This is a genomic window from Streptomyces sp. NPDC093586 (genome assembly GCF_044764905.1).
In the GTDB taxonomy this organism is placed as follows: domain Bacteria; phylum Actinomycetota; class Actinomycetes; order Streptomycetales; family Streptomycetaceae; genus Streptomyces.
In genome coordinates, this window is record NZ_JBIWJA010000051.1 from 13993 (window position 1) to 31715 (window position 17723).

At 73.3% G+C, this 17723-nt stretch carries 18 protein-coding genes, 1 tRNA gene and 1 pseudogene; 11 read left to right on the forward strand and 9 right to left on the reverse strand.

Annotated features, from left to right (window positions below; translation table 11 throughout):
* Positions 1-6: 6 nt before the first annotated feature.
* Together ACIRFH_RS33160 and ACIRFH_RS33165 are read right to left on the reverse strand one after the other, a co-directional pair.
* Complete coding sequence (locus ACIRFH_RS33160) at positions 7-795, reverse strand: ferritin-like domain-containing protein (RefSeq protein WP_403529158.1); 789 nt, start codon at positions 793-795, stop codon at positions 7-9.
* A 324-nt stretch (positions 796-1119) separates the two neighbouring features.
* On the reverse strand, positions 1120-2175 hold the full coding sequence (locus ACIRFH_RS33165) for an LLM class F420-dependent oxidoreductase (protein ID WP_403529161.1): 1056 nt from the start codon (positions 2173-2175) through the stop codon (positions 1120-1122).
* Between the two features lie 112 nt (positions 2176-2287).
* Here ACIRFH_RS33165 and ACIRFH_RS33170 point away from each other — a divergent pair, with 112 nt between their 5' ends.
* Both ACIRFH_RS33170 and ACIRFH_RS33175 read left to right on the forward strand, forming a co-directional pair.
* Complete coding sequence (locus tag ACIRFH_RS33170) at positions 2288-3274, forward strand: aldo/keto reductase (RefSeq protein ID WP_403529164.1); 987 nt, start codon at positions 2288-2290, stop codon at positions 3272-3274.
* Positions 3271-5583: a helix-hairpin-helix domain-containing protein gene (locus tag ACIRFH_RS33175; protein ID WP_403529167.1), complete on the forward strand. Its 2313-nt coding sequence runs from the start codon at positions 3271-3273 to the stop codon at positions 5581-5583. Before ACIRFH_RS33170 ends, ACIRFH_RS33175 begins: the two co-directional genes overlap by 4 nt.
* 90 nt (positions 5584-5673) lie before the next feature.
* Here the strand turns inward: ACIRFH_RS33175 and ACIRFH_RS33180 are convergent, their stop codons facing one another.
* Entirely contained in the window at positions 5674-6402 is a 729-nt protein-coding gene (locus ACIRFH_RS33180) for a hypothetical protein (RefSeq protein WP_403529170.1), read from the reverse strand.
* 47 nt (positions 6403-6449) lie between these two features.
* On the opposite strand from ACIRFH_RS33180, the gene ACIRFH_RS33185 reads away from it, so the two are divergent.
* Positions 6450-6638: a DUF5703 family protein gene (locus ACIRFH_RS33185; RefSeq protein ID WP_161163089.1), complete on the forward strand. Its 189-nt coding sequence runs from the start codon at positions 6450-6452 to the stop codon at positions 6636-6638.
* 87 nt (positions 6639-6725) lie between these two features.
* Here ACIRFH_RS33185 and ACIRFH_RS33190 read toward each other — a convergent pair whose 3' ends face one another.
* The 3 genes from ACIRFH_RS33190 to ACIRFH_RS33200 form a co-directional block, all read right to left on the reverse strand.
* Positions 6726-7445 (reverse strand): chaplin family protein, encoded by a 720-nt coding sequence (locus tag ACIRFH_RS33190; RefSeq protein ID WP_403529174.1) that lies wholly within the window; start codon positions 7443-7445, stop codon positions 6726-6728.
* A 178-nt stretch (positions 7446-7623) separates the two neighbouring features.
* Positions 7624-7857, reverse strand: coding sequence for a chaplin ChpH (gene chpH / locus ACIRFH_RS33195; RefSeq protein WP_403529177.1), 234 nt, complete (start codon positions 7855-7857; stop codon positions 7624-7626).
* 167 nt (positions 7858-8024) lie between these two features.
* Positions 8025-9350, reverse strand: coding sequence for a M20/M25/M40 family metallo-hydrolase (locus ACIRFH_RS33200; protein ID WP_403529180.1), 1326 nt, complete (start codon positions 9348-9350; stop codon positions 8025-8027).
* A gap of 186 nt (positions 9351-9536) precedes the next feature.
* Between ACIRFH_RS33200 and ACIRFH_RS33205 the strand changes: the two genes are divergently transcribed.
* Positions 9537-9624: transfer RNA gene (locus tag ACIRFH_RS33205), tRNA-Leu, on the forward strand.
* Positions 9625-9695: 71 nt separating this feature from the next.
* Positions 9696-10070, forward strand: coding sequence for a YchJ family protein (locus tag ACIRFH_RS33210; RefSeq protein ID WP_403529183.1), 375 nt, complete (start codon positions 9696-9698; stop codon positions 10068-10070).
* A 191-nt stretch (positions 10071-10261) separates the two neighbouring features.
* On the opposite strand, the gene ACIRFH_RS33215 is transcribed toward ACIRFH_RS33210, so the two are convergent.
* Positions 10262-10963, reverse strand: coding sequence for a FadR/GntR family transcriptional regulator (locus tag ACIRFH_RS33215; protein WP_403529186.1), 702 nt, complete (start codon positions 10961-10963; stop codon positions 10262-10264).
* A gap of 130 nt (positions 10964-11093) precedes the next feature.
* On the opposite strand from ACIRFH_RS33215, the gene ACIRFH_RS33220 reads away from it, so the two are divergent.
* On the forward strand, positions 11094-11621 hold the full coding sequence (locus ACIRFH_RS33220) for a gluconokinase (RefSeq protein WP_403529189.1): 528 nt from the start codon (positions 11094-11096) through the stop codon (positions 11619-11621).
* Between the two features lie 112 nt (positions 11622-11733).
* Positions 11734-13131 carry a gluconate:H+ symporter gene (locus ACIRFH_RS33225; RefSeq protein ID WP_403529191.1) on the forward strand — a complete coding sequence of 466 codons (1398 nt, stop codon included), beginning with the start codon at positions 11734-11736 and terminating at the stop codon, positions 13129-13131.
* A 231-nt stretch (positions 13132-13362) separates the two neighbouring features.
* On the opposite strand, the pseudogene ACIRFH_RS33230 reads toward ACIRFH_RS33225, so the two are convergent.
* Positions 13363-13727, reverse strand: a pseudogene (locus ACIRFH_RS33230) (hypothetical protein); the annotation flags it as partial.
* A gap of 134 nt (positions 13728-13861) precedes the next feature.
* Between ACIRFH_RS33230 and ACIRFH_RS33235 the strand changes: the two are divergent.
* The 4 genes from ACIRFH_RS33235 to ACIRFH_RS33250 all read left to right on the forward strand — a co-directional run bounded on the left by ACIRFH_RS33235 (position 13862) and on the right by ACIRFH_RS33250 (position 16407).
* A complete protein-coding gene (locus ACIRFH_RS33235) occupies positions 13862-14755 on the forward strand; it encodes a DMT family transporter (protein WP_403529194.1) in 894 nt (297 codons plus the stop codon).
* Between the two features lie 33 nt (positions 14756-14788).
* On the forward strand, positions 14789-15304 hold the full coding sequence (locus ACIRFH_RS33240; protein WP_403529197.1) for an NUDIX hydrolase: 516 nt from the start codon (positions 14789-14791) through the stop codon (positions 15302-15304).
* A gap of 378 nt (positions 15305-15682) precedes the next feature.
* Positions 15683-16075, forward strand: a complete 393-nt coding sequence (locus ACIRFH_RS33245) for a YidH family protein (protein WP_403529199.1) — start codon at positions 15683-15685, stop codon at positions 16073-16075.
* The gene (locus ACIRFH_RS33250; RefSeq protein ID WP_403529201.1) at positions 16063-16407 is read left to right on the forward strand and encodes a DUF202 domain-containing protein; all 345 of its coding nucleotides are present in this window, start codon (positions 16063-16065) and stop codon (positions 16405-16407) included. Before ACIRFH_RS33245 ends, ACIRFH_RS33250 begins: the two co-directional genes overlap by 13 nt.
* 227 nt (positions 16408-16634) lie before the next feature.
* Here ACIRFH_RS33250 and ACIRFH_RS33255 read toward each other — a convergent pair whose 3' ends face one another.
* Positions 16635-17600: an NADP-dependent oxidoreductase gene (locus ACIRFH_RS33255; RefSeq protein WP_403529204.1), complete on the reverse strand. Its 966-nt coding sequence runs from the start codon at positions 17598-17600 to the stop codon at positions 16635-16637.
* Positions 17601-17723: the final 123 nt, after the last annotated feature.

The following is a 17723-nucleotide window of genomic DNA, read 5'->3' on the forward strand; positions in this document are numbered from 1 at the left end:
CGCGCCTCAGGCGAACTCGGGGGCCGTGGTCGCGGGTCCGCCGAGGGCGTCGCGCCGCTCGGGTGTCCGCAGGGTCACCATCCGGCGCCAGCCGGCCAGCCGCTCGTAGGCGTACACCGCGTGGATGCCCGCCGCGAGCAGCGCCGACCTCGCCCGCGACCAGCCGAGCAGACGGCCCATGCGGGCCATCACCGCGAGGCTGACGTCCCGGTGGACGCGGATCTCGGCGTGCGCGCACTCGCGCAGCGTCCGCCGGATGAAGCGGCCGTGGCCGGCGGCGGCGTAGCGCAGCAGTTCCTCGTGGGAGTAGGCGAGGTGGTTGTCCTCGTCGGCCGAGATCATGCGCACGGCCCGGCCCAGGTCGGGATGGTCCGCGAAGTGCTCGAGGAGCAGCGCCATCTGCTCGGCCGCGCGCTGCTCGGTGACCCTGCTGTGCGCGAGGTAGGTGATGACGTCCCGCACGGTCAGGGGCCGATCGGCCTTGAGCTTCTCGTGGGCGAGGCCGATGCCGCGCCGCTCCAGGAGCCCGGTGTAGTCGGTGTCGGGAGGCACGTCGACGGGTTCGAGGCCGCGCTTCCTCAGCAGGGCGTTGAAGATCCGCCCGTGCTTGTCCTCGTCCGCGCCGTGCCGGGCGATCTTGGGGGCGAGGGCACGCTCGCTCTCCGGCACCAGCGCCGCGATGCGCGCGTTCTCCCAGCCGCCCTGCGACTCGCCGCCGGCGGCGATGGAGCAGAAGAGACGGAACGACTCGTCGTTGTCGAGGATCTCCTGGAACAGGCTCTTGGCCGAAAGCATCGCTGGCACCTCTCTGCCTCCGCAGGGCTCCGCGGCTTCTCCGGTTTCGCGGCTGCACGGGGTCGCGGGGTCGCGGGTTCTGCGAGTTCCGCGTGTTCCGCGATTCCACGGGTTCCGCAAAGAACGAGTCAAGTGCGGGACGCGGGACCCGGCAACAGGTGCGACGGGCAGGTCCGCCGAACGGAGGAGGGCGCGCGTACGAGGGGGCGTACGAAGGGGGCGTAACCGCACGCGCGCGGGCGCGTTGTTCCGCGTGACGGCCGTGGCGGGGAAGACCCCCGAGCCCCCACCACGGCCGCAGATCCTTCCGGACGTGCGCCGCCCTCAGGCGAGCCCGGCGCGCTCCAGGGCCTCGGTGCCGGCGCGGAGGGAGGCGATCCGCTCGTCCAGGGTGAAGCCCGCGGGAGCGAGGGTCAGCGTGGTGACACCGGCGGCGGCGTAGGCCTTCATCCGGTCCGCGATCCGGTCGACGCTGCCGAGCAGGGTCGTCCGGTCGATCAGGTCGTGCGGTACGGCCGCGGCGGCGCCCTGCTTGTCGCCGGACAGGTACTTGTCCTGGATCTCGGCGGCCTCGCGCTCGTAGCCCATGCGCTGGGCGAGCTGGTTGTAGAAGTTCTGCTTGCGGCTGCCCATGCCGCCCACGTAGAGCGCGGTGTAGGGGCGGAAGGTGTCGGCGAGCGCGGTGACGTCCTTGTCGTCGCCGAGGGCGAGCGGCAGGGTGGGGACGATGTCGAACCCCTCGAGGGTCTTGCCGGCCTTCTCGCGTCCGGCGCGCAGATGCCGGACCGCGGTCTCCTCCAGGTGGTCGGCGGACGGGAAGATGAGCAGGGCGCCGTCGGCGATCTCGCCGGTCTGCTCCAGGTTCTTCGGGCCGATCGCGGCGATGTACAGCGGGATGTGCTCGCGCTGCGGGTGCACGGTCAGCTTGATCGGCTTGCCGGGGCCGCCGGGCAGCGGCAGCGTCCAGTGCTGCCCCTCGTACGACAGCCGCTCCCGGGTCATCGCCCTGCGGACGATCTCGACGTACTCGCGGGTGCGGGCGAGGGGCTTGTCGAACTTCACGCCGTACCAGCCCTCGGAGACCTGCGGCCCGGAGACACCGAGGCCGAGGCGGAACCGGCCGCCGGAGAGGGAGTCGAGGGTCGCGGCCGTCATCGCGGTCATGGCCGGCTGACGGGCGGGGATCTGGAAGATGGCCGAGCCGACGTCGATGCGCTCGGTCTGCGCGGCGACCCAGGTGAGCACCGTCGCGGCGTCCGAGCCGTAGGCCTCGGCGGCCCAGCACACGGCGTAGCCGAGCCGGTCCGCCTCCTTGGCGACGGCCAGGTTGTCCGCGTCCATTCCGGCACCCCAGTAGCCGAGGTTGATCCCGAGCTGCATGGCCGATTCCCCTTACCGATCAGTAACGTCCGTGGTGCCCCGACCCTAGCGCGCGGATCCGGTTGTCCACAGGCCCCCACGGCGCAAGCCGTGGCCAGTAATGTCGGCGTTCATGGAGCAGAGGCATCTCGGCCGCACCGGCCTGCGCGTGTCCCGCATCGGTCTGGGCACCCTCACCTGGGGCAGGGACACCGACGAGCACGACGCTGCGGATCTCCTGAAGACCTTCTGGGAAGCGGGCGGGACGCTCGTCGACACCGCGGACGTGTACGGCGACGGGGAGGCCGAGTATCTCCTCGGCCGGCTCATGGAGGGCCTGGTGCCGCGCCGGGACCTGGTGATCTCGACCAAGGCCGGCAGCGTTCCGGATCCCGAACGCCGCTTCGACGGCTCGCGCGGCCACCTGCTCTCCGCGCTGGACGCCTCCCTCGCCCGGCTCGGCACGGACCACGTGGACGTGTGGCACCTGCACGCCTTCGACCCGCACACACCGCTGGAGGAGACGCTGCACGCCCTCGACGTGGCGGTCAGCAGCGGCCGCGCCCGTTACGCCGGGGTCTCCAACTTCTGCGGCTGGCAGCTGGCCAAGGCGGCGACCTGGCAGCTGGCGGCGCCGGGGGTGCGCAACCGGCTGGCGAGCACGCAGATGGAGTACTCGCTGCTGCAGCGCGGCGTCGAGCGCGAGGTGCTGCCGGCCGCCCTGGACCTGGGCATCGGTCTGCTGCCCTCCTCGCCGCTGGGCCGGGGGGTCCTCACCGGCAAGTACCGCAAGGACGCGACCCCGCCGGACTCGCGGCGCGCCTCGGAGCACCTGGCCCCCTTCGTCGAGCCCTACCTCGACGAGACGGCCGGTCACATCGTGGACGCGGTGGCGACGGCGGCGGACGGGCTCGCGGTGTCCCCGCTCCAGGTCGCCCTGGCCTGGGTCCGGGACCGGCCCGGGGTGGTCGCCCCGATCATCGGCCCGCGCAACGCGCGGCAGCTCACGGCGGCGTTGTCAGTGGAGGCCCTTAGTCTTCCTGACGAGATCCGCCGGGCGCTCGACGACGTGTCGGCGCCCGTGCACCGCTATCCCGATCACGACTGGAGCACGCTGTGAGCACGCAGCCCGAACCCGCCGAGGACACCGCGGACGCCGTGGACACCGGGCCGGGAACGCCGGGCGCCGCGCAGGAGGCCGAGCAGGGCGACGCCCCGTCCGGAGGCCGGGACGCCCCCGTGGAGACGGCCGAGGAGACTGCCGGGGAAAGTGAGCCGCCCGCCGGGGAGGGTGAGCCGCCTGCCGCCGACGACGCGCGGCCGGCCGGGGGCCACACCGGTACCGCGGGTGAAGACGCGGCGGCCCGGATGTCCGAGGCCGAGGCCGAGCTGGCCGCCCAGCGGCTGGAGCGGGAGCGGATCGAGCGGCGCAAGGCCGAGAAGCAGCAGCCGATCGCCAGCGGGGCCAAGCTCAGCGGCACGGCGGCCGAGCTGCTCGCCGCCGTGCGCGCCGTGGAGAGCGGCGAGAAGCCGCCCGCCACGGTCTTCGACGCGCCCCGTCCCGTGCCCCTCCGCCCCGCCCCCGAGCCGGTACGGCGCCCACAGCCGACCCCGGCCGCGCCCGCCGCCGTGTCCGTCGGCCCCGCACCGGAGACCGTCCAGGCCGTACGGCGCGTCCTGGCCGAGGGCGGCGCGCCCGACACGCTCGCGCCGCAGACCGCCGCGCTCCTCGGCGAGGCGGCGGAGGAGACGCTGCGCGCGGACCCCTGGCAGCTGCTGCGGGTCGCCGGGGTGCGGCCGGAGCAGGCCGACGGGTTCGCCCGGGCGCTGCTCGGCGCGGAGTGTGGACCGGACGACGAGCGGCGGGGGCGTGCGGTCACCGGCTGGCTGCTGGAGCAGGCGGCCCTGGCCGGGCACACGGTCCTGGAGCTGCCGCGGCTCACGGCAGCGCTGGCCCAGCGGGGCGTGCCGGATCCCGACGCCGCCGTACAGAGCACGCTCGCCGAGGGCGATGCCCTGGTCTTCCAGGACGCCCTGGAGGAGACCGGCGCCCGCCCGGGCGGCGGGGACGCGGGGGCGGAGGGCGCGGACGAGGCCGAGGAACGTCCGGTGCGGACCCTGGTCGGCCTGGAGCGGTACGCGCTCGCGGAGGAGAGCCTCGCCGACGGCCTGGCCCGGCTGGTCGGCTCGGCGCCGAAGCAGAACGGTGCGGCGGACGGCTGGGAACGGGCCGCCGCGTCCGCGCGGGGTTCCGCCGCCGACCTGATCCGTGCGGTCGCGGAGCACGGGCTGGTCCTGCACACCGGCGGGGAGGCGTCCCTGGCCGAACCGGCGGCCCTGCTGCGGGCCGCGCACGGCCTCGGGCTGCGCGCCTGGGCCGCCGCGCACGGCCCGCTCGGCCGCGACCGCTTCGCCGCCCTGCCGGCCGACCGGCCGGCCGCACCGCACCCGGACTCCCCCGCACCGGACGGTCCGCGCGTCGTCACCCTGGCCGGGCTGCTGGCCGGGGCCGAGGGACCCGGGCGGGACGCGGACGGGGCGCTGGACCTCGATCTTCTCGTCGTGCTCGACGCACCGCAGATGGACGTCGAGACGGGCGCCCTGCTGGTGGAGTCGCTGCCCGACGGGGCGCGGCTGGTGCTGGCCGGCGACCCGGGTGTGCTGTGGTCCGTGGGGCCGGGGCGGGTCTTCGCCGATCTGCTGGCGGCGCGGATCTGTCCGCAGATCGCCTCGCGGCGTCCGGACCCGGGCCCGCTGGGCGAGCTGGTCTCCGGCATCGGCATCGGCGAGCTGAACCAGGTCGAGGCGCCCGGCAAGGAGGTCGTGATCGTGCCCGTGCGGGACGCGGGCGAGGCCGTGCACCGGACCGTGCAGCTCGTCGCGGACTCGGTGCCGCGGGCGATCGGCGTCCCGGCCGAGGAGACGCAGGTGATCACACCGGGTCACGGCGGCGCGGCGGGCACGCGGGTGCTCAACGCGGCGCTGAAGGAGCGGCTGAACCCGGGCCCCGGCCGCTTCGGCGGCTTCGACCCCGGTGACCGTGTCGCCTACTCCCCGGTGCCGGGCCGTACGCTGCCGGGCCGTGTGGTGAAGGCCGACGCCGACGGACTGCACCTGTCCTGCGCGGGCGAGGCCGTCGTCGTGCCGAAGGAGCAGGTGGAGCGGACCGTGCGGCACGGATGGGCGCTGACCGCGCACCAGGCGGTCGGCGGGCGCTGGCCGGCGGTGGTCGTGGTCCTGCCCGGCGACGCCGCGCAGGCGCTCAGCCGCCCGTGGGTCTACACGGCGTTCGGACGGGCCGCCCACCATCTGTCCGTGGTGCACGGCGTGGACCAGGCGCTGCCCCGTGCCGTCGCCGAAATGCGGGCCAAGCCGCGCACGACCCGGCTGCCGGCGCTGCTCGCTCCGCAGGTCCCGGTGAGCGGCTGAGCCGCGGGGCGCGGGCGCCCGGCCCGGATACGACGACGGCGGCGGCCGCGGGGTACGTCCCCGCGGCCGCCGCCGTGCGTGGCGGGCCGCTCAGCGATCCGCCCGCAGCCGCTCCGGCTCGCCGTCCTCTTCCTCGTCCGTCTCCTCGTCCAGGTCCGTGTCGAGGTCCTCCTCCTGTTCCGGCACGTCGTCATCGTCGTCATCGTCATCGTCGAACTCGTCGTCGAAGACCGCGCTGACGTCGAAGCGGCAGACCACCCGCTGGGGGTCGACCTGGTCGAACGGCGCCTCCAGCCACTCGCCCGGTTCGGCGCTCTCGTCCGAGGCCGTCACCCAGAGCGTGGAGTCGCCCTCCTCCAGGCCGAACTCCTTGTGCCGGGAGGCGATCTCGTCCGCCTCGAACTCGCCGAACAGGATGCCGAGTGCCCCGTGGACCGTGCCGGAGACGTCCGCACCCACGTCCGCCTCGTCGTCGGCCGTCTCGATCCGCCGCGCCTGCGCCATCAGCCGCTGCGGCTCCGCCACCGCGTAGTCGCGGCGGATCAGTACGCTCAGCGCGTTCGGTTCCTCGGGGCCCGTGTACGGCGGCGTCTCGTCGGCACCGGGGATCTCGAAGGGGGTCACCTCGTCGTAGCGTTCGTAGAGCAGTTCGTCGTACGCCTCCGCGGCCGCGGCCAGCTCGTTGAACGCCTGGTAGACGGCCGGGTCGTCCTCCCCCGACCGGCGTTCGACCGCGGCCAGGTGGCGGTCGATCGCGGTCTTGACCGCCTCGGCGGCGGCGCGTACCTCGGCAGCGGTGGGCTGCGCAGCATCAGACATAGTGCAGACGCTATCCGTACCGGGCCCCAGACCGCACAATAGATGCGATGCCGGAATACGAATTTGTCGACGTGTACGTGCCGCGCGGGGTTTCCCGCAAGGAGACGACGCGTCTGCTGACCGACCACGCCGAGTACGGACACTGGGAGTTGTACCGCCTGAGCCTGCTGCGCGACGGCAGTCGCAAGGTGCGGCTGCGGCGGCGGATCATCCGCCAGGTGCGCGCGACCTGGTGACCGGCGCACGGGGCGACCCGGCGCCGGTGACGGGACCGGAGCGGGCCCCGCCGGTGCGGGGCCCGCTGCGTATGCCGGTGCGCCGTGTCAGGCCGCGGCGCGCGCCTTGCGGTAGAGCACCGTGCCCGCGAGCAGTGCGCCCGCGCCCACCGGCAGGGCGAGCCCGAGCGGCAGGTCGCTGCCGGTCTCGGCGAGCTGCGCGCCGTGCCCGGGCTGGGCGACGGTCCGGGCGCCCGGCCGGTCGACGTGCGAGGAGCCGCCGGGCGTCTCGTCGCCCGGGGTGGACGGGTTGCCCGGAGTGGCGGGGTTGCCGGGCTCACCAGGGGTACCGGGGTTGCCCGGCTCGCCCGGTGGGGTGGTGTGGTCTCCGCCGCCCTCGTCGGCGCAGTCGTTGCCCGCGGCCGGGTTGAGGACGCCCACGACGTCGATGCTGTTGCCGCAGACGTTCACCGGCACATGGACCGGCACCTCGACGTGGTTGCCGGAGCCGACCCCGGGCGAGTCGGCGGCGTGTCCGCCGGCGTGCGAACCGCCGTGCGAGCCGTCGTGGCCGCCGGAGTCGCCGCCCCGGTTGGCGCACGCGTTGCCCACCGCCGGGTTGAGGACGCCGACGACGTCGACCGTGTTGCCGCAGACGTTCACCGGCACGTGCACGGGCGCCTGCACCGTGTTGCCGGACAGTACGCCGGGCGAATCCGAGGCGGATCCGTGCGCTCCCGAGTCGGCGTGGGCGGCGCCGCCCACGGCGGCGAGCACGCCGGTGGCGGCCGCCACCGTCATCAGGCCCTTGCGGGTGACCTGTCGCATTTCAGAAATCCCTTGCCTTGCCCTAGTCCCGTAGTGCAGTCCCTCAGCGCCGAGAATTCCGTCGTCTCCGGCACTGGTGCACACTGAATGTTCCTTGTCCCAAAACCCGCGGCCCCGGAGCGCGTGGCGTGCGCTCCGGGGCCGGCGGACTCAGACCCTCACGGGGCGAGACGCGACGTCACTTGTTGACGCAGGCGTTGCCGAAGGCGGGGTTCAGCGCGCCGATCACGGAAATCGTGTTGCCGCAGACGTTCACCGGGACGTGCACGGGAACCTGGACGACATTGCCGGAAACGACGCCCGGGGAGTGGGCGGCGACGCCCTGCGCACCGGAGTCGGCGGCGGCCACACCCGCGCCCGCGAGGACCAGACCACCGGTGGCGACCGCAGCGGCGACGACCTTCTTGAGCATTATTCCTCCTAGTTGACAAAGGCGATCCGAGATTGCCGATCGCATCAGCTGTAACGAGGACGGAGTAATGAGGCTACGAGCCTATGAGCGTATTCACCCTTCCCGGTCACCTCCCGCACGTGCGGTCGAATACCGGTGAAGGGTGAATTCTCGTTCCGGCGGTTCTCTCAGGACGCGTCGAGGAACCGGTCGAGCACCCGCACGCCGAACTGCAGTCCGTCCACCGGCACACGCTCGTCGACGCCGTGGAACATGCCAGCGAAGTCCAGCTCCGGCGGCAGCTTGAGCGGCGCGAAGCCGAAGCCCCGGATGCCGAGGTCGTCGAACGACTTGGCGTCCGTCCCGCCGGAGAGCATGTACGGGATCGCCTTCGCGGCCGGGTCCTCCGCCACCAGCGCGGACTGCATCGCGTCCACGAGGGCTCCGTCGAACGTGGTCTCGACGGCCTTGTCGGAGTGGACGTCCTCGCGTCGCACCTTCGGCCCGAGGATCCGGTCGAGGTCGGCGAGGAACTCCTCCTCGTGTCCGGGCAGGAACCGCCCGTCGACGTGCGCGGTCGCCTCCCCCGGGATGACGTTGACCTTGTAGCCCGCGCCCAGCTGCGTGGGATTGGCGGTGTTGCTCAGGGTCGCGCCGATGAGCTTGGCGATGCCGCCCAGCTTGGCGAGCGTTCCCTCCATGTTCTCCGGGTCCAGCTCGGTGCCGAGCGCGTCGCCCAGTTCGTCGAGGAAGGCCCGGGTCGTCTTGGTGACGCGGACGGGGAACGTGTGCCGGCCGAGGCGCGCGACGGCCTCCGACAGCTCGGTGATGGCGTTGTCGCGATGGATCATCGACCCGTGCCCGGCGGTGCCGGCCACGGTCAGCTTCATCCAGTGCATGCCCTTCTCGGCCGTCTGGATCAGATACAGCCGGCGCTGCTCGCTGACGGTGAAGGAGAAGCCGCCCACCTCGCTGATCGCCTCGGTGACACCCTCGAAGAGGTCCGGGTGGTTGTCGACCAGGTACCGGGCGCCGTACGTGCCGCCGGCCTCCTCGTCGGCGAGGAACGCCAGGACGATGTCCCGGGGCGGCTTGCGTCCGCTGCGCATCCGGTCGCGGACGACCGCGAGGGTCATCGCGTCCATGTCCTTCATGTCGACGGCGCCGCGGCCCCACACGCACCCGTCGGCCACCTCGCCGGAGAAGGGGTGGTGGGTCCAGTCGTCCGCGTTGGCCGGAACGACGTCCGTGTGGCCGTGGATGAGCAGCGCGGGCCGCGACGGGTCCTCGCCCTCGATCCGGGCCACCGTGGAGGCGCGTCCCGGGTGGGACTCGAAGATCTGCGGTTCCAGTCCCACCTCGGCGAGCTTCTCGGCGACGTACTCGGCCGCCTTGCGCTCGCCGGGGCCCGAGTGGTCGCCGTAGTTGCTGGTGTCGATCCGGATCAGCTCGCGGCAGAGGTCGACGACCTCGTCCTCGCCGGTGACGCTCCTGGCCGTGCCCGACTCGCTCACGTGCTTCCTCCCGCTGTCACTGCTGGTGGGTTCCCCTCATCCTCCCCCTCCGGCCGTCCGGGCCCAAGACCGGACCCGGCCCGTCACACGCCGTTCACGCCGGGACGGGGGGTGATCGGGCACCCCCGAAAGCCTGGTAATGTTTACGTCGTCGCCGCGGGGAAGACCCCGAACGACAGACACCTTGTCCGGGTGGCGGAATGGCAGACGCGCTAGCTTGAGGTGCTAGTGCCCTTTATCGGGCGTGGGGGTTCAAGTCCCCCCTCGGACACCAGCTGAGACCCCTGCCGAGCAGGGGTCTTCTGCTTTTCCGGGACAGCGCCCCGAGCGGGCACAATGGCCGCCATGACCACGCGTTCCTGCCCGTGCGGGCTGCCCGAGGCGTACGAGAAGTGCTGCGGCCGTTTCCATGCGGGGGCGGCGGCCGCGCCGAGCGCCGAGGCGCTGATGCGTTCGCGGTACAGCGCCTTCGTGAAGGGCGACGCGGGGTACCTGCTGCGGACGTGGCATCCGAGGACGCGGCCGGCGCGGCTCGATCTGGACCCGGGCACGCGGTGGACGGGGCTGGAGATCCTGGACACGGCCGACGGGTCCGCGTTCCACTCCACCGGCACGGTCACCTTCCGCGCCTCGTACCGCGGCGGCTCGCTGCACGAGCGGAGCCGGTTCGAGCGGGTCGACGGGGCGTGGGTGTACGTCGACGGGGAGTTCCTGGACTAGGACCTGCCGTTCGGATCAGGACGGCTGAGGGAAACGGCGCCTTTCGACCGGCCCGAGCGGGGCGTGGTGCGTGCGGCTGCAAGGCGGAGGAGGGCGTCGACGCGGAGCGTTGACAACCGACGACAACGCCGCAGACGTGCGTGCCACGCCCCGCGACGCCGGCATGATCCGAACGACAGGTCCCAGCCCGGCTACGGCGCCAGGATGTCCAGTTCCTGGAGCGCTCCCACCGTGATCTCTCGGGTCAGCCGCTCGGCGCGTTCGGCGTCCCGGGCGCGGACGGCCTCGGCGACCCGGACGTGCAGGGTGACCGCGGCCGGGTCGGGGTCCTCGAACATCACGTCGTGGTGCGTGCGACCGGCCAGGACCTCGGCGACGACACCGCCGAGGCGGGCGAACATCTCGTTGCCGGACGCGGTCAGGATGACGCGGTGGAAGGCCACGTCGTGGAAGAGGTACCCCTCCAGCTGGTGACCGCGTGAGTTGGCGACCATGCCCAGTGCGCACTCGGTGAGTTCCGCGCACTGCTCCGAGGTGGCGTGCCGGGCGGCCAGTCCCGCCGCGACCGGTTCGATCGCCGACCGCAGCACGGTCAGCGAGCGCAGCTGGCGCGCGCGGTCGGCGCCGGCCATGCGCCAGCGGATGACCTGCGGGTCGTAGACGTTCCACTCGCACTCGGGCAGGACGGTCACACCGACACGGCGGCGTGACTCGACCAGGTGCATGGACTCCAGTACGCGGACGGCCTCGCGCATCACGGAGCGCGACACCTCGAAACGCTGCGCCAGCTCGTCCGTGCGCAGGACGCTGCCCGCGGGGTACTCACCCGCGGTGATCGCGGGGCCGAGGGTGTCCAGTACGCGGCCGTGCAGCCCCCGGCCCGGTGTGCTCATGCACTCAGCGTACGGGGCACGTCACGAGAACAAAAAGTCAGACTTATAAGTCACACTCTCTTGAATTCGTCGTACCTAATGGGTTTCAGTTACCTGGACATCACGTGTCGACGAAGACAGCGAGAGTGCGATGCAGCAACTGCACACCCCCCACGTCGTCGTGGTCATGGGCGTAGCGGGCACCGGGAAGACCACCATCGGTCCCCTGCTCGCGGCCCGGCTCGGCGTTCCCTACGCCGAGGGCGACGACTTCCACCCGCCGGCCAACATCGCCAAGATGACGGCCGGGACCCCCCTCACCGACGAGGACCGCTGGCCCTGGCTGGACGCCATCGGCGGCTGGGCCCACGGGCGGGCCGGGCTCGGCGGGGTGGTGAGCAGTTCGGCGCTCAAGCGGTCGTACCGCGACCGGTTGCGGGCCGCCGCTCCCGACGTCGTCTTCGTCCACCTCACGGGCAGCCGCGAGCTGATCGAGGACCGGATGTCGCACCGTGAGGGGCACTTCATGCCGACGGCCCTGCTCGACTCCCAGTTCGCCACGCTCCAGCCGCTGGAGCCGGACGAGGCGGGGGTCGCCGTGGACGTCGCCGGCAGCCCCGAGGAGATCACCGAGCGGGCGATGGACGCCCTGAAGGCCTTCTCCGAGCCGGCCCTGTAACCCGGCGGCCCCGACAGCGGGCCGACCCCCCACGACCTCCCCCGGGGCCGTGCCACCACCGGTGCGCGCGGCCTCGCCTCCCCCGAATCCCCATCACCGCAAGGGAATCACCGTGACCAGACTCAGCGTCGAGATGCTGGCAGCGGACACCGTCGAGCCGATCACCTCGGCCGGTCATGCCCAGCTGGGCATCGCCGTGCTGTTGGGCATCGCCGTCATCGTCCTGCTCATCACCAAGTTCAAGCTGCACGCCTTCCTGTCCCTGACCATCGGGACACTGGCGCTCGGCGCGTTCGCCGGGGCTCCGCTGGACAAGGTCATCGCCAGCTTCACCGCCGGGCTGGGCTCGACGGTCGCGGGCGTCGGCGTCCTGATCGCCCTCGGCGCGATCCTCGGCAAGATGCTCGCCGACTCCGGCGGCGCCGACCAGATCGTGGACACCATCCTGGCCAAGGCGAGCGTCCGGTCGATGCCGTGGGCGATGGTGCTGATCGCCTCCGTCGTGGGACTGCCGCTGTTCTTCGAGGTCGGCATCGTGCTGCTGATCCCGGTGGTCCTGATGGTCGCCAAGCGCGGCAACTTCTCCCTGATGCGCATCGGCATCCCGGCGCTGGCCGGTCTGTCCGTGATGCACGGCCTGGTTCCGCCGCACCCCGGCCCGCTGGTCGCGATCGACGCGGTCGGCGCCAACCTCGGTGTGACCCTGGCCCTCGGTGTCCTGGTCGCGATCCCGACGGTGATCATCGCCGGTCCGGTGTTCTCGAAGTACGCGGCCCGCTGGGTGGACGTCCCCGCCCCCGACCGCATGATCCCGCAGCGCGCCTCCGAGACGCTGGAGAAGCGCCCGAGCTTCGGCGCCACCCTGGCCACGATCCTGCTGCCGGTCGTGCTGATGCTCGCCAAGGCGCTCGTCGACATCATCGTCGACGACCCCGACGCGCTGGTGCAGCGTGTCTTCGACGTCGTCGGCTCGCCGCTGATCGCCCTGCTCGCCGCCGTGATCGTGGGCATCTTCACGCTGCTGCGGCCCGCCGGTTTCGCCAAGGACCGTGTCTCGGGGCTGGTGGAGAAGGGGCTCGCGCCCATTGCGGGCATCCTGCTGATCGTCGGCGCGGGCGGCGGCTTCAAGCAGACCCTGATCGACTCCGGCGTGGGCCGGATGATCCTGGAGATCTCCAAGGACTGGTCGATCCCGGCGCTGCTGCTGGCCTGGCTGATCGCGGTGGCGATCCGGCTGGCGACCGGTTCGGCGACGGTGGCGACCGTCTCGGCGGCCGGTCTGGTGGCGCCGCTGGCGGCCGACATGTCGACGACCCACGCGGCCCTGCTGGTCCTGGCCATCGGCGCCGGCTCGCTGTTCTTCAGCCATGTCAACGACGCCGGCTTCTGGCTGGTGAAGGAGTACTTCGGCCTGAACGTCGGCCAGACCATCAAGACGTGGTCCCTCATGGAGACGATCATCTCGGTGGTCGGAGGCGGTCTGGTCCTGCTGCTCTCCTTGGTCATATAGCGGTACGGATCGCGGAGGCCGAGTCCGCGGTCCGCGCCGCGCGGCACGACCGCGAGGGGCGCCCGTTCCCGGAACACCGGGGCGGGCGCCCCTCGCGGTTCGGTCGCTCCGGCGCCTCAGGACGTCCTCCCGGCCGCCTTGTCCGGCTGGAAGGCCTCGCCGCCCGGACCGGTGCGGGCGTGCCGCTCGGGGTGCGGGGCTGTGGGGTGCCGGGGTGTCAGGCGGTGCCCAGCGAACCGGCGCGAAGGCCGGGTACGGGCCGCGGTCGGGGTACGACCACGGAACGGGTGTGACGTACTCGCCGATGCGGTGGAAGAGGGCGGCGGCCTCGGCGCCGTGGCCCTCGCAGGACTTGGCGTGCGCGAGGAAGTCGAGGTCGACCAGGCGGCGCGGGTGACCGTCCTGCTCCCACTCCAGCCACCGGTCGAAGGCCGCCTTCGGGTCGGCGGACTCGTGTCCGGCGGCGGCCAGCACGCGGTAGCGCTCGGCATGCGCGACCACCGTCGGACGGCCGGCGGGGAGTCGACGGGGGCCTGTTCGACGTCAAGGCCCGCGGCGCCGTTGCGCGCGTCAACTCGCTTCACAACAGGGCGACTTGCTGCGCGCGTCGCCGCTCCTCGGCGGTGTCGGCCACCCGGATGCGGGCACTCGCCCGGCGTACCGGGACCGCCCGCACTAGAGTCGGTTCCCACGCACCCCGTGGCCCGGCCTGACGATCGAGGTACGCAGCGTGTCGGTTCTGGTTCTGGTTCTCGCCGTGAGCGCCGCGTGCTGCCTGGGCTTCGGCTTCGTCCTCCAGCAGAACGCCGCCCAGCGCGCCCCGCTGGGCGACTTCCTCTCCCCGCGACTGCTGCTCGATCTGACGCGGGTGCCGCGCTGGCTGGGCGGCACGGGTCTGATGGTGGCCGGGATGGTGATGGGCGCGTTCGCACTGGGCGGCGGCGAGATCACCCTGGTCGAGCCCCTCCTCGCGACGAACCTGCTCTTCGCCCTGGCTCTCTCCCGCGTGCAGACCCGGCAGCCGCTGGGCCGTCAGGGCTGGGCGGGTCTCGCGCTGCTGGCCGGCGGGGTCAGCGCGTTCATCGTGGCGGGCGAACCGCGCGGCGGCAGCGCGGTGACCGATCCCGTGCGCCACTGGGTCGTCTTCGGCGTGGTGCTCGGCCTGGCCCTGCTGCTCACGGCGTGCGCCGGCCGGGCGCGGCTGACCTGGGGCCCGGCGCTGCTGGCGCTGGCCGCGGGGCTGGTGTACGGGGTGCAGGACGCCCTGACCCGGGTCAGCGGGCAGCGCCTGTCGGCGGGCGGCCCGGCGGAGCTGCTGACCGGCTGGCAGCCGTACGCGGTGGTGGTGCTCGGCGTCACCGGCCTGATCCTGGTGCAGAGCGCGTTCGAGACGGCGCCGCTGCGCAGGTCGCTGCCCGCCCTGACGGCGGCTCAGCCGCTCGCGGGCATCGTCTGCGGGATCGGCTTCCTCGGCGACCGGTTGCGGACCGACGCCGGGGCGCTGGCGTGGGAGGCGGGCGGTCTCGCGGCGGTGGTGACGGGCATCGTGCTGCTCGGGATGCATCCGGCGATGCCGCAGGGCACGGGCGAGCGGGGACCGGCGCGGGATCTGCAACGGCGCTGACGCCCACCCCGTCGGCGCTGCTTGGATGAGGGCATGAGCGCTGACGAGATCCTCGACATCGTCGACGAGAACGACCGGGTGACCGGGCAGGCCCGGCGGGGTGACGCGTACGCCAGGGGGCTGCGCCACCGCTGCGTGTTCGTGCGGGCGCGGGACGCGCGGGGCCGCGTCTTCGTCCACCGCCGCACGCCGACGAAGCTGGTCTTCCCGTCGCTGTACGACATGTTCGTCGGTGGGGTGGTGGGGGCGGGCGAGTCCTACGACGACGCGGCGTTGCGGGAGGCGGAGGAGGAGCTGGGGGTGCGGGGGCTGGCGCAGCCGGAGTTCCTCTTCAAGTTCCTGTACGACGACGGGGCCGGGCGGACGTGGTGGTCGGCGGTGTACGACGTGCGCGTCACGTCGCGGGTCGCCCCGCAGGCGGAGGAGGTGGCGTGGTGGGGGTTCCTGGAGGAGGCGGAGGTGGAGCGGCGGCTCCGGGAGTGGGAGTGGGTGCCGGACGGCCTGGCTGCGCATGCCCGGCTGCGGGCCTGGCGGGGGGAGGGTGGGTGAGGTGACGCCGCGTTGCGGGGGTGTCCGGCGTGGGTGTGAGGCGGGAGTGGGTCGCGCGTCCGGCGCTGTCGGAGTGCCTCCCAGCGGCACGGCTGCCCGCAGCCGAGTGGGTGACGGCGGGTCAGTCGCGTACGGCGGGAAGGGGACGTGTCGGGGGGTGTCCGCCCGCAGCGGTTGGCGCGTCCGCGCCGGTACTTCTGCGGCCGACCGATTCCGCGCCGTTCCGAGGACGGACACCCCCCGGCGCGGCCCCGACCCACAGCCCACGCACCGCGCCACCCGCACCCCCACCCGCCCCGCACAGGCGCCGCAGGCACCCCGCCCCCCCACCGAACCCGCACAGGTCGCCGCAGGCACCCCGCCCGGTAAGGTCCCCGCGTGAGCGCATTCGTACGGAACCTCCGGCTCTGGTTCGTGCCCGAGGAGGTGCGGCGGGAGGGCGGGACGCCCGACTACCGGTTCTCGCTGGCCAACGAGCGCACCTTCCTGGCCTGGCTGCGTACCGCCCTCGCCCTGATCGGCGGCGGGTTCGCGGTGGACCAGTTCCTGCCCGACCTGCGCTGGGGCTGGCGGGTCGGGCTCGCCCTCGCGCTGCTCGCGGCCGGGGTGCTGTGCTCCCTGCGCGCCGTCAACCACTGGGTGCGCTGCGAGCGGGCGATGCGCCGCGGCGAGGACCTCCCCGTCTCGCGCTTCCCGGCGCTGCTCGGCCTCGTGGTCGCGGTGGTCGCCCTCGTCATGGTCGTCGTGGTCCTCGCCGGGTGGGAGGGGTGAGCGCGGCCCCCGGCCCCGGCTCCGCCTCGGAACGGGACCCCGGGCTCCAGCCCGAGCGCACCCGGCTCGCCTGGCGCCGCACGACCCTGTCCGGCACCGTCGTGACCGTGCTCGCCGCGAAGGCCGCGCTGCACGGCGGCCCGACGCCCTCCGCGGTCGTCGCCGTGGCGCTGTGCTGCGCGCTCTGGCTGGTCCTCCTGTACCTCGCCCACCGCCGCATCGGCGCCCTCGCCTCGGCGAGCAGGCCCCCGGTGATCGCCCCCGGCAGCGCCGCGGCGGTCGCGCTGTGCACGGTGGGGCTGGCGGTGTGCGGCGCGGTCCTCGTCCTCTAGGACCCCAGGTCCTGTCGTCAAACTCCCGTCGTCCGCCCGGAGGGCGGGCCTGGCGGCGTCCGGTGCGGGCTCTGGGGGTCCCCCCCCGGCCGGAGGCTGGGGGAGTGCCGGCCGGAAGCCCTCGTACTGGACGTGCTCGGGCTTTCGGCCGGTGCGGCGAGCGGGGGCACCCCCTCCGGGGGAACGTGCCGGGCGTCGCGACGGGGCGGACGTCGCCTGGTGCGGCACTAGGACGCGTCCGGCGCGGCCGGCGCCTCCTCCGCCTCCCGGTCCACCGTCACCACGATCTTCCCCCGCGTGCGCCCCTCCTCGTTCCGCCGGTACGCGTCCGCCGCCCGCTCCAGCGGGAACGTCTCCGAGACGTGCACGGCGATCACCCCCTGCTCCGCCAGCTCGGTCAGCCGCAGCAGGTCCTCGGCGTCGGGGCGTACGAAGAGGTACCGCCCGCCGTAGCCGACGACGTCCCCGTCGGCGATCGACACCAGGCGGCCGGCGGTGGCCAGCAGGTTCGCCGACGTCCTCAGCGTCTCGCCGCCGACCGTGTCGAACACCGCGTCCACCCCTTCGGGCGCCAGCCCCCGCACCCGTTCGGCCAGGCCCTCCCCGTACGACACCGGCTCCCCGCCGAGCCCCCGCACATAGCCGTGGTTGTGCTCACTGGCCGTGCCGATGACCCGCGCGCCCAGATGCCGGCCCAGCTGGACGGCGATCGAGCCGACCCCGCCCGCGGCGGCGTGCACGAGAACGGTCTCGCCCCGCTTGACGCGCAGGGCCTTCACCAGGACCTGGTAGGCGGTCAGCCCGGTCAGCGGCAGCCCGGCCGCCTCCTCGTGCGAGAGATTGCGCGGTTTGCGCGCGAGGGTGCGCACGGGTGCCGCCACGTACTCGGCGAAGGTCCCCCGGGAGAGGAAGTCCTCGCGGACGTAGCCGATCACCTCGTCCCCGACGGCGAACTCCGTGACGGACGCGCCGGGCTGCACGACGACCCCCGACACGTCCCACCCCGGGACCACCGGGAACACGGGCTGGAGGATCGGGTCGAGGTGTCCCTCGCGGCACTTCCAGTCCACGGGGTTCACGGCGGCGGCCCGCACCTTCACCAGCACCGAGTCGGGGCCCACCCGCGGATCGCGGACGTCTCCGTACTCCAGCATCCCGGGGCCGCCGTACTGCGCGTAGCTGATCGCCTTCATGGCTCCGACCCTCCGGGGTACCCGGACGCCACGCAAGCCGAATGACCGTATATGCACCGTTTCTGCGACATTCGCGTGGCAGCCTGTCCGACGTCATCGACCGGCGAACGCCCCGCACCCACG

Bases quoted from the DNA above. Each gene is read 5' to 3' on its own strand.
- ACIRFH_RS33160 (WP_403529158.1), bottom strand. From the start codon at position 795: ATGCTTTCGGCCAAGAGCCTGTTCCAGGAGATCCTCGACAACGACGAG.
- ACIRFH_RS33165 (WP_403529161.1), bottom strand. From the start codon at position 2,175: ATGCAGCTCGGGATCAACCTCGGCTACTGGGGTGCCGGAATGGACGCG.
- ACIRFH_RS33170 (WP_403529164.1), top strand. From the start codon at position 2,288: ATGGAGCAGAGGCATCTCGGCCGCACCGGCCTGCGCGTGTCCCGCATC.
- ACIRFH_RS33180 (WP_403529170.1), bottom strand. From the start codon at position 6,402: ATGTCTGATGCTGCGCAGCCCACCGCTGCCGAGGTACGCGCCGCCGCC.
- ACIRFH_RS33185 (WP_161163089.1), top strand. From the start codon at position 6,450: ATGCCGGAATACGAATTTGTCGACGTGTACGTGCCGCGCGGGGTTTCC.
- ACIRFH_RS33190 (WP_403529174.1), bottom strand. From the start codon at position 7,445: ATGCGACAGGTCACCCGCAAGGGCCTGATGACGGTGGCGGCCGCCACC.
- chpH (WP_403529177.1), bottom strand. From the start codon at position 7,857: ATGCTCAAGAAGGTCGTCGCCGCTGCGGTCGCCACCGGTGGTCTGGTC.
- ACIRFH_RS33210 (WP_403529183.1), top strand. From the start codon at position 9,696: ATGACCACGCGTTCCTGCCCGTGCGGGCTGCCCGAGGCGTACGAGAAG.
- ACIRFH_RS33215 (WP_403529186.1), bottom strand. From the start codon at position 10,963: ATGAGCACACCGGGCCGGGGGCTGCACGGCCGCGTACTGGACACCCTC.
- ACIRFH_RS33220 (WP_403529189.1), top strand. From the start codon at position 11,094: ATGCAGCAACTGCACACCCCCCACGTCGTCGTGGTCATGGGCGTAGCG.
- ACIRFH_RS33240 (WP_403529197.1), top strand. From the start codon at position 14,789: ATGAGCGCTGACGAGATCCTCGACATCGTCGACGAGAACGACCGGGTG.
- ACIRFH_RS33255 (WP_403529204.1), bottom strand. From the start codon at position 17,600: ATGAAGGCGATCAGCTACGCGCAGTACGGCGGCCCCGGGATGCTGGAG.